This is a genomic window from Paractinoplanes atraurantiacus (genome assembly GCF_900215205.1).
GTDB lineage: Bacteria > Actinomycetota > Actinomycetes > Mycobacteriales > Micromonosporaceae > Actinoplanes > Actinoplanes atraurantiacus.
Window position 1 is genome coordinate 21,283 of the sequence record NZ_OBDY01000039.1, and the last position, 13,071, is coordinate 34,353.

9 protein-coding genes and 1 pseudogene are annotated in these 13,071 nt (G+C 73.2%); 3 read left to right on the top strand and 7 right to left on the bottom strand.

Going from position 1 to position 13,071, the window contains the following annotated elements; translation table 11 throughout:
• Positions 1-18 precede the first annotated feature (18 nt).
• Positions 19-900 carry a helix-turn-helix domain-containing protein gene (locus tag CRP55_RS55415; protein ID WP_097328516.1) on the top strand — a complete coding sequence of 294 codons (882 nt, stop codon included), beginning with the start codon at positions 19-21 and terminating at the stop codon, positions 898-900.
• 52 nt (positions 901-952) lie between these two features.
• Here CRP55_RS55415 and CRP55_RS56135 read toward each other — a convergent pair.
• Both CRP55_RS56135 and CRP55_RS46530 read right to left on the bottom strand, forming a co-directional pair.
• Positions 953-1,270 (bottom strand): annotated as a pseudogene (locus CRP55_RS56135) (hypothetical protein); the annotation flags it as partial.
• A gap of 614 nt (positions 1,271-1,884) precedes the next feature.
• Positions 1,885-2,520, bottom strand: coding sequence for a response regulator (locus CRP55_RS46530; RefSeq protein ID WP_097328517.1), 636 nt, complete (start codon positions 2,518-2,520; stop codon positions 1,885-1,887).
• A gap of 63 nt (positions 2,521-2,583) precedes the next feature.
• Here CRP55_RS46530 and CRP55_RS46535 point away from each other — a divergent pair, with 63 nt between their 5' ends.
• Complete coding sequence (locus CRP55_RS46535) at positions 2,584-4,263, top strand: GAF domain-containing sensor histidine kinase (protein ID WP_097328518.1); 1,680 nt, start codon at positions 2,584-2,586, stop codon at positions 4,261-4,263.
• 9 nt (positions 4,264-4,272) lie between these two features.
• Here the strand turns inward: CRP55_RS46535 and CRP55_RS53695 are convergent, their stop codons facing one another.
• Genes CRP55_RS53695 through CRP55_RS46555 form a run of 5 tightly spaced genes read right to left on the bottom strand, consistent with a single transcriptional unit; the run spans position 4,273 to position 10,372 of the window.
• Positions 4,273-4,443 (bottom strand): hypothetical protein, encoded by a 171-nt coding sequence (locus CRP55_RS53695; protein ID WP_179855650.1) that lies wholly within the window; start codon positions 4,441-4,443, stop codon positions 4,273-4,275.
• Positions 4,444-4,457: 14 nt separating this feature from the next.
• Entirely contained in the window at positions 4,458-6,134 is a 1,677-nt protein-coding gene (gene cydC, locus CRP55_RS46540) for a thiol reductant ABC exporter subunit CydC (RefSeq protein ID WP_097328576.1), read from the bottom strand.
• A gap of 47 nt (positions 6,135-6,181) precedes the next feature.
• Positions 6,182-7,969 (bottom strand): thiol reductant ABC exporter subunit CydD, encoded by a 1,788-nt coding sequence (gene cydD / locus CRP55_RS46545; RefSeq protein ID WP_097328519.1) that lies wholly within the window; start codon positions 7,967-7,969, stop codon positions 6,182-6,184.
• Positions 7,966-8,961 (bottom strand): cytochrome d ubiquinol oxidase subunit II, encoded by a 996-nt coding sequence (cydB, locus tag CRP55_RS46550; RefSeq protein ID WP_097328520.1) that lies wholly within the window; start codon positions 8,959-8,961, stop codon positions 7,966-7,968. The genes cydD and cydB overlap by 4 nt, the downstream gene beginning before the upstream one ends.
• A 13-nt stretch (positions 8,962-8,974) precedes the next feature.
• The gene (locus CRP55_RS46555; RefSeq protein WP_097328521.1) at positions 8,975-10,372 is read right to left on the bottom strand and encodes a cytochrome ubiquinol oxidase subunit I; all 1,398 of its coding nucleotides are present in this window, start codon (positions 10,370-10,372) and stop codon (positions 8,975-8,977) included.
• A 164-nt stretch (positions 10,373-10,536) separates the two neighbouring features.
• On the opposite strand from CRP55_RS46555, the gene CRP55_RS46560 reads away from it, so the two are divergent.
• Entirely contained in the window at positions 10,537-13,071 is a 2,535-nt protein-coding gene (locus tag CRP55_RS46560) for a cation-translocating P-type ATPase (protein WP_097328522.1), read from the top strand.

A 13,071-nucleotide genomic window follows, 5' to 3' on the forward strand; every position in this document is an offset into this window, starting at 1 on the left:
GCGTCTACCGTGAGGAGCATGAGCGGCGACAACCTGATCGGCGACTATCTGCGGGCCCGGCGGGCTCAGGTGCGGCCCGAGGACGCGGGGGTGCGGGTGACCGGCGTGCGCCGGGTGGCCGGGCTGCGCCGCGAGGAGGTGGCGATGCTGGCCGGCGTCAGCAACGACTACTACCTGCGGCTCGAGCAGGGCCGCGACCGCAACCCGTCGGTCCAGGTGCTCGAGAGCCTGGCCCGGGTGCTGCGGCTCGACGACGACGCCACCGACTATCTGATCGGCCTGGCCGCGCCGAAACCGAGGCGCCGCCGCCGTCCCCGCCGCGAGGTCGTGCCGGCCGGCATCCGGGAGCTGCTCGGCACGCTGACCGTGCCCGCCTTCGTCGAGGGCCGCTATTTCGACGTGCTCGCCGCGAACGACCTGGCCGTCGCCCTCTCCCCCAGGATGCGCGCCGGTGAGAACAGGATCCGGGCCGTCTTCCTCGATCCGGCCGAGCGCGCCCTCTTCCCGGCCTGGGACGAGGCCACGGCCATGCTCGTGGCCGCCTTCCGCGAGTCGGTCGGCACGGAGACCGGCGACCCGCGTTTCGTCGAGCTGGTCGGTGAGCTGTCGATCGGCAGCGAGCGGTTCCGGCAGCTCTGGGCCCGGCACGACGTGCACACCCGCGAGGGCGCGACGACCGAGATCGATCATCCGCAGCTCGGCCGCCTGACCCTGCGCCGCGAGAAGCTGATCATCACCGGCGTCACCGATCAGGTCCTGGCCGTCTATCACGCGGCGCCGGGCAGTCCCAGCGCCGAGAAGCTGTCCCTGCTGGCGTCGTCGGCGCTGACCGCGGGCGCGCCGGCCCGGGGCTCGTCAGCGCTCGCGCGAAGCCAGGGCCGCGGTGAGCTCCCGGCGTGAGGCGGTGCCCCTCGACGGTTCGCGGGCTGAGGAACAGCGCCGCGGCGATCTCGGTGCCGGTGCGGCCGGCCTCCGCGAGCTGGGCGATCGTTGCCTCCTGCGGCGTCAGCGCGTCACGGCCGTCCGTTTTCCTTGACCGTACGGTCTCACCGGTGGCCGCCACCTCGCGGGCGGCCCGCTCGGCGAACGCCGTCGCGCCCATCGCCGTGAAGCCTTCGGAGGCCGCGCGCAGCTGCGCCCGCGCCTCGGCGCACGCCCCAGCGGCCACCTGGGGCTCGCCCGCGTGGGCCGCCGCCTCGACCAGTTCGCGCAGCGCCCAATGGTGGAGGGCGAGATCGCGGTACGAGGCCATGTCCTGTGCCGCCGCCATCGCGGCCCGGTGGTCGCCGTGTCCGTTGTGCAGGATCGCGCGGCCCAGCCCGGTCAGCGCGTGCAGCCGACCGTCGCCCCGTTCGGCGGCGTCGCGGCTCTTCTCATCGAACAGGGCGAGGGCGTCGGCCAGCGGCGCGCGATAGGCGGCCAGGCTGAGCCGGGACAGCTGGTACACCGACGCCCCGGTGGCCTGGGTGACGGCGTCGACCTCGTCGAGCAGCCCGGCCGCGACGAGCAGCACCTTGCGGGTTCTCTCGGGCAGCTCCTCGACACGCCGCCGGAAAGACGTCTCGACGCGCTCGGCCACCGGCTCCCCTCTCGGGTGTGCCGCGGACCCGCCGGACGGCCCGGCGCCTCCGTACGCCCCGAACCCGGAGGCGAGATCGGCCGGGTTCAGTCCGCGCGGCAGCTCCCGCAACGCCAGGGGGTTGCCGCCGGCCTCGGCGACGATGCGGTCACGCACGCGGGCGTCGACCGGGCCGGGCAGCACGGCGCCGAGCAGCGCGGCTGCGGCCCTCGCGGACGTCGCGGAGCAGGCGGGCGAGCTCGCCGAACTCCCGCCGCCGCCCGACCAGGCCGATGTCGCCTGTCACGCGGGCGGACTACCCAGCCTTACTTGTCTCCGAGCAGACGTGTGGCCAGGACCGCAGCCTGGGTGCGGCGCTCGAGGCCGAGCTTGGCCAGCATGCTCGACACGTAATTCTTCACCGTCTTTTCGGCCAGGAACATGCGGGAGGCGATCTCGCGGTTGGTCAGGCCCTGCGCCACGAACTCGAGGATCTTGCGTTCCTGGTCGGTGAGCCCGGCCAGCTCGCGCGGCTGCTCGACGCCGTTGCGGATGCGCTCGAGGACCCGCTGGGTGACGGCCGGGTCGAGCAGCGACTGGCCCGCGGCGACCCGGCGCACCGCGTCGACCAGGTCGGTGCCGCGGATCTCCTTCAGCACGTAACCCGACGCCCCGGCCATGATCGCCGCGAAGAGCGCCTCGTCATCCTCGTACGACGTCAGGATCAAGCCTTTGATCGACGAGTCGACCGCCCGGACGTCGCGGCACACGTCGATGCCGTTGCCGTCGGGCAGGCGCGCGTCGAGGACGGCCACGTCGGGGCGCAGCGCCGGAATGCGGCGGGCGGCCTCCTGGGCCGAGCCGGACTCGCCGACCACCTCGATGTCACCGCCGGCCTGGAGGAGGTCGATGAGGCCACGGCGGACGACTTCATGGTCGTCGAGAAGGAAGACGCGGATCACACTTCATTCCTACCGTGCCGCCCCGTGACGCACCAAGGGCCTAAGGACCCTAGTCTGACGGTCATGGCCGAGAGCACTCCTGAGCTGCCGTCCCTGGGGCTTCGCCCGCTTTCCCGCGTACGCCTCGACGAGCTCCTGCAGGAGATGCTGGACCGCGTCGGCGAGGTGATGACCAGCCGGGAGCGCCTGCGCGCCCTGCTCGACGCGGTGGTCGGCATCGGCACCGACCTCGACCTGCGCAGCACCCTGCAGCGCATCGTCGAGTCGGCCTGCGCCCTGGCCGGCGCCCGCTACGGCGCGCTCGGCGTGCTCAACGCCGACAGCTCGGGCCTGTCCGACTTCATCACCCACGGCATCGACCCGGCCACCCACGCCGCGATCGGCGACCTGCCGCACGGCCGCGGCGTGCTCGGCCTGCTGATCACCGACCCGCATCCCGTGCGGCTTCCGGACATCACCCGGCATCCCAACTCGTACGGCTTCCCGCCGCACCATCCGCCGATGCACAGCTTCCTGGGCGTGCCCGTCCGTACGAGAGACCAGATCTTCGGAAATCTCTATCTCGCCGAGAAACAGGGAGCGGACCAGTTCTCCGACGACGACGAGGAGATCGTGGTCGCGCTGGCCGCCGCCGCCGGTGTGGCCATCGACAACGCCCGGCTGTTCGCCCTGGCCCGCCGCCGCGAGCGCTGGCTGGCCGCCGCCGCCGAGATCACCGGCGTCCTGCTCGGCACGGTCCGCCGCACCGAGGCCCTGCGCCTGATCGCCCGCCGCGCCCGCGAGGTGGCCGACACCGAGCTGGCGATGGTCCTGCTCTACGACGAGCAGGCCGCCCGCTACACCATCGAGGCGGCCGACGGCCTGAACTCCGAGTGCCGGCTCCTGGAGGGCCGGGCGGTGACAGCCGACCTTTCCGGCCACGACACCTTCGACAACCTGGCCGCCGCCGCCGACTGGCCGGGCCCGGTCCCGTCCGGCCCCGCCCTTGCCGCCCCGCTGGCCGCGGCCGGCTCCCGCCAGGGCGTCCTGATCGTCACCCAGCCCGCCGACCGCGCCCCCGACGCCGAGGACTCGGTGCTGCTGTCCACTTTCGCCGGTCAGGCCGTGCTGGCCCTGGACCGGGCCCGGGCCCAGGAGGAACGGGAGCAGCTGGTGGTCCTGGAGGACCGCGAGCGCATCGCCCGGGACCTGCACGACGTGGTCATCCAGCGCCTGTTCGCCACCGGCATGCAGTTGCAGGGCGCGGTGGCCCACGCGGGCCGCCCCGAAGCGGTGAAGCGCATCAACGCCGCCGTGGACGACCTGGACGCCACCATCCGCGACATCCGCCGCTCGATCTTCGAGCTGCGGGCCCCGGTCGGCCCGTCCCTGCGCGCCGAGATCAACAAGACCGTGCAGGAGGCCGCCGAGCCGCTGGGCTTCCGTCCCGTCCTGGACACCACGGGCCCGGTCGACAGCGCCGTCCCCGACGACATCGTCCCCGAGCTCCTGGCCGTGCTGCGGGAGGCGCTGGCCAACGTGGCCCGCCACGCCCGGGCCACGTCGTGCCGGGTGTCGTTGCGGGCCACCGGCGACGAGGTGATCCTCCAGATCGAGGACGACGGCGTCGGGTTCGACCCGTCCCTGGCCCGGGGCGGCCTGGCCAACATGTCCGACCGGGCCCAGGACCTGTCCGGCTCGTTCGAGGTGACGGCCGGACCGTCCGGCACCGGCTCCGTGCTGACCTGGCGCGCCCCGCTGTAGCTCCTATGCCTATGCGGGCTCTCTGACGCCGCCCTCGTCGCCGTCGTCGGGCATCGGCTCGACGGGTGCCTCCGGCAACTCGCCCGGCGAATCCGGGAGCAGTTCGCCCGGGTCGTCGGGCACGGGCTCCCCCGGATCGATGGGCGGGTACTCGTCGGGGTTGAGATCGGGCTGCGTCATGAACACATCATCAGTCACAGTCGGTGCGAAAGCGCGCCAACCGGGACAGCGGCCGGCGCGGCCAGGTCGATCACGGTGTCGACCTGGGCGGCGACGTCGGTGCGGTGGGTGATCAGGAGGACCGAGCGGTCGCCGGCGGCGGCCAGCAGGTCACGGGTGAGGGCGACGGCGGTCTCGTCGTCGAGGTGTTCGGTGGGCTCGTCGAGGATCAGGACGCGGAAGTCGGCCAGCAGGGCCCGCGCCAGAGCCAGGCGGCGGCGCTGGCCACCGGAGAGGGCCATGCCGTGCTCGCCGACGAAGGTCTCCAAGCCGTCGGGCAGCGTCTCGGCCCAGTCGAGGAGGCGGGCGCGGGCCAGGGCGGCGCGCAGGTCGGCCTCGGTGGCGTCCGGGCGCCCGATGCGCAGGTTGGCCGAGATCGTGGTGTCGAACAGGTACGCGTCCTCGGGCAGATAGCCGACGACCCGCCGCACCTCGTCGGGGTCGAGCCGCCGCAAATCGGTCCCGTCGAGGGTGATCCGCCCGGCCGTGGGGTCGAGGAAGCGGACGAGCAGAGCCGCGATGGTGCTCTTGCCGGAGCCGCTCGGGCCGACGAGAGCCACCCGCGCCCCGGCCGGCAGCTCGAAGCTGACATCGTGCACCGCGGTGCGCCCGCGCACCCACGAGGCGCTGACACCGTCGACGCTGATCACGGGCGTGCTGCTCGCCACCGGCTCAGGATGCGCCGGCGAGGTGACAGGGTCGGGGGTGCCGAGGATCTCGGCCAGTCGGGTCAGGGAGGCGCGGGCGGCGGCGAAGCGCTGGGCGGCGACCGGGAGGCCGGCGATCGACTCGTACACGGCCAAGGGGGTCAGGACGATGACGGCGAGCAGTTCGCCGTCGAGAGCGCCGGAGCGGACGGCCACGGCCCCGGCGGCCAGGCCGGCGATCAGGCTCAGGCCGGTGGCCAGGGCGGTCACGGCGGCCGAGGCGCCGGCCGCGGCGGTGGAGCGCTGCTCCGCGCGGCGCAGGCGGGTGTCGGCCTCGGCGAGGCGGGCCAGCTGGGCGGGTGCGGCACCGTACGCGATCAGATCGGGCAGGCCGTGCAGCAGGTCGACGGTGGCGGTGGCCAGGTCGCCGCGCAAGGGGGCGAGACGGCCGTCGGCGCGGCGGGCCGCGGCGGACTGGAGCAGCGGCACGCCGACGGCCACGGCGAGCAGGCCGAAGGCGAGCGCCGCTCCGGCGATCGGGGACAGGGCGCCGACCAGCAGGACCGATCCGAGTCCGACGACGGCGGCGACCGTGTAGGGCAGCACGACGCGGACGAGCATGTCGAGCACGGCGTCGACGTCGGCGGCCAGCCGCTGGGCCAGGTCGGCGCCGCGGAATCCGGCCGTGCCGGCCGGGGCGAGGGCGGCCAGGCGGTCGAAGAGCCGGACGCGCAGGCGGCCCAGCACGCGCAGGGCGGCGTCGTGACCGGCGAGGCGCTCGGCGTAGCGGAAAACGCCCCGCCCGATGCCGAAGGCCCGGACTGCGACGATCGCCACCATCAGGTGCAGCACCGGCGGGTGCAGGGCGGCCCGCGAGATCAGCCAGGCCGAGGTGGCCATCAGCCCGACCGCGGCCCCGGCCGCGCCGACACCCGCCAGCACGGCCAGCAGGAGCCCGGGCGCGGCGGGCCGCGACGCCGTGCGCAGCAGCGTGAACCAGGTCATGGAAACACCGTCCGAGTAGTGCCGCGTCCCGCCGGGAACGAACCGGGTCATAGGACACCGTCCGAGGTCAGCCGGGCCGCGCCGGAGATCAGCCGGGCGTTGCCGGAGGTGTAGCCGGGTGCTGAGCCGGCGGAACCCGCGGCGGCGGGGGTGCCGGTGGCGAGGGCGCCGGCCGGGGTGAGGTCGACGACGCGGCCGGCCAGGGCGATCAGTTCGGGGCGGTGGGCGGCGATCAGCACGGTGCGGCCGTGGGCCAGCCGGCGGATCGCGGCCATGACCTGGTCGGCGGTGGCGGCGTCGAGGTTGGCGGTGGGCTCGTCGAGCAGCACGATCGGCGCGTCCCGCAGGAAGGCGCGGGCCAGGGCGATCCGCTGGCGCTGCCCGGCCGACAGGCCGGTGCCGTCGTCGCCGAGGACCGTGTCGTAGCCCTGCGGCAGGCCGAGGATGAACGTGTGCGCCCCGGCAAGGTGGGCCGCGGTGACGACGTCGGCGTCCGGCCCGGCGCCGAGCGCGATGTTCTCCCGCACGGTTCCCCCGAACAGGTGCGGCCGCTGCGGCACCCACGCGATCCGCGACCGCCAGGCATCCGGATCGACCGACGCCAGGTCGGCGCCGCCGACAGTCACCCGGCCCGAGCCGACGGCGAAGCCCAGCAGCACGTTCAGCGCCGTGGATTTTCCGCACCCGCTCGGCCCGGTCAGCGCCACGATCTCCCCCGGCTCGATCACCGCGGTCAGCCGCAGCGCGTCGCTGTCGCGGTAGCGAACGACGACGTCCTCGAACGCGATCACCCCGCCCGGCGCGGAACCCGAACGCGTGGCCTCCGAAGGCGCGGAGCCCGAAGGCGCGGCCTCCGAAGGCGCGGAACCCGAAGGCGTGCCCGTCGGAGTCGCCGGGGTGTCGAGGATGGCGAAGGCCTCCTCGGCCGCGGCCAGGCCTTCCGCGCTGGCGTGGTAGTTGGCGCCGACCTGGCGCAGCGGCAGATACGCCTCGGGGGCCAGGATCAGCACGAGCAGGGCCGTGGCCAGGTCGAGACGCCCGTCGACCAGGCGCAGGCCGATGCCGACCGCGACCAGCGCCACCGACAGCGTCGCCAGCAGTTCCAGGACCAAGGACGACAGAAACGCGATTCGTAACGTACGCATCGTCAGGCGCCGCTGATCGTCGCTGATCCGCCGGATCGTGGCGGCCTGGGCCCGGGCCCGCCCGAACAGCTTCAGCGTCGGCAGCCCGGCGATCACGTCCAGGAAGTGGTGGGACAGCCGGGTGAGCAGCTTGAACTGCCTGCGGTTGGCGCTCTCGGTCTGCAGGCCGACCAGCGCCATGAACACCGGGATCAGCGGCAGGGTCAGCACGATCGTCACGGTGGCGATCAGGTCGGCCGGCAGGATCCGGGCCAGCACGATCGCCGGGACCAGCCCGGCCAGCACCAGCTGCGGCAGATAGCGGGCGAAGTACGCGTCGAGCGCGTCCAGCCCCCGTACGACCAAAGTGACCGCACCCCCCGTCTCGGCCGCACCCGGCCGCTCGGCGAGCCGCCGGAGCAGGGCCAGGCGCAGCTCGCTCTTGACCGAGGCCGACGAGCGGGCCGCCACCGCCTCCTGCGCCCAGGAGACCGCGGCCCGTCCCGCGATCACGACCGCCAGCCCGATCAGCGTGGCCCGCAGGTCGCCCAGGCCGGCGCCGTGCAGGAAGACCGCGGTGATGCCGTCGGCCAGCAGCGTCGCCTGGGCCACGATCAGCCCGGCCAGGACGGCGCCGAGCACGACCGTGACCACCAGGTAGGCCCGGGTGCTCCGGGCGTACCTGAGCAGCCGCGGATCCAGCGGCCTCATGCCGGGATCTTTTCGACGCTGAGCCGCTTGCGGAACACCCAGTAGGTCCAGCTCTGGTAGAGCAGCACGAACGGGGTGCAGCCGACCGCGACCCAGGTCATGACCTTCAGCGTGTACGGCGAGGCCGACGCGTTCGTGACGGTCAGGCTGTTGGCGTCGGCGATCGAGGACGGCATGACGTTCGGGAACAGCGTCACGAACAGCGCGAACACCGCCAGCACCAGGGTGGCCGCGGTGGCCAGGAAGGCCCAGCCCTCGCGCCGGGCCCGGATGGCCGGGATCGCGGCGAGCAGCGACACCGCGGCCGCGGCCATGAGGATCCAGCCGGCCACGTCGTGGTGAGCGATCGCCGTCCAGAGCAGGAATCCGGCCGCGACGACGACCGCCGGGCCGATCAGCCGCGCCGCGAGCCGGCCGGCCCGCTCCCGGATCTCGCCGTCGGTCTTGAGCGCCAGGAAGACCGCCCCGTGCAGCGTGAACAGGGCCAAGGTCGTCAGACCACCGACCAGGGCGTACGGGTTCAGCAGGTCGAAGAAGCCACCCACGTACTCGTGGTCGGCGTCCAGCCGCACGCCGCGCACGATGTTGCCGAAGGCGACGCCCCACAGGACGGCCGGGATCCAGCTGCCCGCGATGATGCAGAGGTCCCAGCGGCGCCGCCAGCGGTCGTCGTCGCGCTTGCCGCGGTATTCGAAGGCGACACCGCGGATGATCAGCGCGGCCAGGATGAGCAGCAGCGGCAGGTAGAAGCCGGAGAACAGGGTGGCGTACCACTCGGGGAACGCGGCGAAGGTGGCGCCGCCGGCGACGATCAGCCACACCTCGTTGCCGTCCCAGACCGGGCCGATCGTGTTGATGAGCAGGCGCCGCTCGCGGTTGTCGCGGCCCAGCACGGGCAGCAGGATGCCGACGCCGAAGTCGAAGCCCTCGAGCAGGAAGTAGCCGGCCCACAGCAGAGCGATGAGCGCGAACCAGACAGTGGTGAGTTCCATCGATGGGCCCCTGTTAGTAGGCGAACGCTAGCGGACGGTCCTCGTCGGAGGAGTCCGAGTCGGAGGGTGGGATTTCCGGGGCGCCGGCCCGGGCGTACTTCAGGAAGAGCCCGGCCTCGACGACCGCGAGCACGCCGTACAGCACGGTGAGGGTGATCAGTGACGTCGCGGCCTCGCCGGTGCTGACCGAGGGCGAGACGCTCTCGGACGTCTTGAACAGGCCGAACACCGTCCACGGCTGGCGGCCCATCTCGGTGAAGATCCAGCCGAACGAGTTGGCCGCGAGCGGCCCGCCGAACGACAGGATGACGGCGAGCCACAACCATCGGTTCGTGGGCGTACGGCCCCGGCGCATGGCCCAGAGCGCGAGCAGCGCGACCGCCATGGTGGCGATGCCGAAGCCCATCATCAGGCGGAACGACCAGTAGGTGACGGGGATCGAGGGCGCGTACTCGCCGGGCCCGTACTTCTGTTCGTACTCGGCCTGAAGGTTGTCGATGCCCTCGACCTCACCGTCGAAGGTGCCGGTGGCGAGGAAGGAGAGCAGCGACGGGATGCGGACGCTGTAGAGCTCCTCCTCGCCGTTGAGCGAGCCGATCGTGAAGATCGAGAAGCTGGCCGGCTGCGAGTCCTGGTAGAGGGCCTCGGCGGCGGCCATCTTCATGGGCTGCTGCTCGGTCATGATGCGGGCCTGCTGGTCGCCGGTGATGAGCACGCCGACGCCGGCGATCAGCACGACCCAGGCGCCGAGCTTGAGGCTGGGCCGGAAGACGTCCATCTGGTTCCTGCGCTTGAGGTGCCAGGCGCTGACCGCCATGAGCACCGCGCCGCCGGTGAGGAAGCAGGCGGTGATCGTGTGCGGGAACGTGACCAGGGTCGTCGAGTTGGTCAGGAGCTGCCAAATGCTGGTCAGCTCGGCCCGGCCGGTCTGCTCGTTCATCGTGTAGCCGACCGGGTGCTGCATCCACGAGTTGGCGGCCAGGATGAAGTACGCCGACAGCAGCGTGCCGATGGCGGCGGCCCAGATGGTCGCGAGGTGCACCTTCTTCGGCAGCCGGTCCCAGCCGAAGATCCACAGGCCGAGGAACGTCGACTCGAGGAAGAAGGCCAGCAGGCCCTCGATGGCCAGCGGCGCCCCGAAGACGTCACCGACGAAGCGGGAGTAGTCGCTCCAGTTCATGCCGAACTGGAACTCCTGCACGATGCCGGTGACGACACCGATCGCGAAGTTGATCAGGAAGAGCTTGCCCCAGAACTTGGTGGCCTTGAGGTAGTGCTCCTTACCCGTACGGACCCAGGCGGTCTGCAGGCCGGCGACGAGCACCGACATGCCGATGGTGATCGGCACGAACAAGAAGTGGTACACGGTGGTGATGCCGAACTGCCATCGGGCAATGTCGAGCGTGTCCACGGGCTGGTCCTTTCCACGGATGGCTAGATCCTTTCGGCCGGCCCGCCCGCGGAGGAGGGTCTAAAGTCCCGTGGGTCCCAAGGCTTAAGTACCGCGAACCGATCTCGGCGCCCGGGACTTTCGGCTCTCCCGCGCGCCGGGCGGACCCGGAAGGCTTGCCCACCGTGGACACCGCAACCGCACCGACGGCGCTCGGGCTCACCTCCGATCAGGCCGCCCGGCGCCTCGCCGCCGACGGCCCCAACGCGGTCGACCCGCCGCGCCCTCGCCGCCTCGTCGGCCGGGTGGGCCGCCAGCTCGGCGACCCGCTCGTGCTGCTGCTGATCGCCGCCGCGGTGATCACGGCGCTGCTCGGCGACGTGCCCGACACCGCCGTGATCGTGCTGGTCGTTCTGGTCAACACGGTGATCGGCGTCGTTCAGGAAGTACGCGCCGACGCCGCCATCGCGGCTCTCGACCGCCTCGCCGCGCCGTCGGCGCGGGCGGTCCGCGACGGCCACGACCGCATCGTCGCGGCGGCGGATCTGGTCCGGGACGATCTCGTACGTCTCGAGGCCGGCGACATCGTTCCGGCCGACCTCGCCCTGGTCGAGGCCCACCGGGCCACCTTCGACGAGTCGTCGCTGACCGGCGAGTCGGCGCCCGTCTCCCGCACGGCCGGCGAGGAGGCCGGGTCGGGGACGGTCCTGACCACCGGCCGGGCGACCGGCGTGGTCGTCCGGACCGGGGCGCGCAGCTCGCTCGGCCGCATCGCGGCGCTGGTCGCGCACACCGGCCCCGGCGCGACCCCGCTGCAGCGCCGCCTGGCGGCCCTGGGCCGGGCGCTGGGCCTGGCCGCGGTCGCGATCTCCGCGGTCGTCTTCGCGGCCGGCGTGCTCGCGGGCCAGCCGGTGGCCCGGATGGCCATCACGGCGGTGAGCCTCGTCGTCGCCGCCGTGCCGGAGAGCCTGCCGGCCGTGGTGACCCTCGCGCTGGCCCTCGGCTCGCGCCGGATGGCCCGGACCAGGGCCATCCCCCGCCGCCTGCACGCGGTCGAAACCCTCGGCTCGGTCACGGTGATCGCCTCCGACAAGACCGGAACGCTGACCGAGAACCGGATGTCCGTCCAGCGCGCCCTGACGACGGACGGCACCGCCTTCGCCGTCACCGGCGAGGGCTACGCCCCCACCGGCACGGTCACACCGGAAGTCGCCTCCGCCGGCTCACCACTGAGGGAATTGGCGCTCGGCGGGCTCCTGTGCAACGACGCCGAGCTGATCGCGCCGGCCGCCGGCCGTCCGGAGTGGGCGGCCGCCGGCGACCCGATGGAGGCGGCTCTGGTCGCCTTCGCGGCCCGGTGCGGGCTCGACGCGGCAATCGAGCGGGGCCGCTACCCGCGCGTCGCCGAGCAGCCTTTCGATCAGGACCGCCGCCGCATGGTCACCGTTCACCGCCGGCCCGAGGGTGGCTACCTGACGGTCTGCAAGGGTGCGCCGGAGAGTGTCCTGACGGCCGACGGGCCGGACCAGGCCGCGGGAGAGCTGGCGGCAGGCGGGCTGCGGGTGTTGGCGGTGGCCACGGCAGTGACCCCGGAGCGGCCCGACCCGGCCGACCCGCCACCGCTGCGGGTGGCGGGACTGGTGGGTATCGGGGATCCGCTGCGGACCGGCGCGGCCGACACCGCTGCGGCGTTCGCGCGGTCGGGGGTGCGGCTGGTGCTGATCACCGGAGACCATCCCGCGACGGCGGCGGCCATCGGGCGGCAGCTGGGCATTCTCGGTGACGGCGACGAGGTCGCCTCCGGCCCCTCGGAGGTGGGCGCCCGGGTCTACGCCCGGGTGCAGCCGGAGGAGAAGCTCGACATCATCGCCGCGCTGCAGGAGCGCGGCGACGTGGTGGCGATGACCGGGGACGGGGTCAACGACGCACCGGCGCTGCGCCGGGCCGACATCGGGGTCGCCATGGGCGGCGGCACCGAGGTGGCACGGCAGGCGGCCGAGCTCGTGCTGGTCGACGACAACCTCGGCACTGTCGCGTCGGCGATCGGCGAGGGGCGGCGGATCTACGACAACATCCGGCGGTTCCTGCGCTACGCGCTCTCCGGCGGCATCGCGGAGCTGCTGGTGATGCTGGCCGGGCCGTTGCTGGGCATGCCGTTGGCACTGCTGCCGGGACAACTGCTCTGGATCAACCTGCTCACCCACGGCATCCCCGGGGTGGCGCTCGGCGCCGAGCCGGCCGATGCGGGCGTCAGCGACCGGCCGCCCCGGTCGCCTCAGCAGTCCGTGCTCGGTGACGGGCTGCTGGCCGGTGTGATCCTGGGCGGCCTCTGTCTCGGGTCGGTGACGCTGGCCGCCGGCGTGCTCGCCATGCTGTTCGACCGGCCGTGGCAGTCGGTGATGTTCGTGGTGCTCGGGCTGGCCCAGCTCGGTGTCGCCCTGGCCGTCCGGGCGCGGCCCGCGGCCGGGACACCCCGCAACCGCTGGTTGCTGATCTCGGTGATGGTGTGCGCGGTCCTGCAGGTCGGCGGCGTCCTGGCACCGCCGCTGCGAGCACTGCTCGGCACCGAGGCGCTGACCTGGCGCGAGCTCGTGGCCTGCGCCGTCTTCGCCGCGATACCCGCCCTGCTGCTGCGCGCGACGGCCCGGTGGGTGGGACTTTGGTCCCGACTGATCGGGCGCAAGGCCTCCGGCGCCGCCACGTCCGTGCGAGGAGAGTGA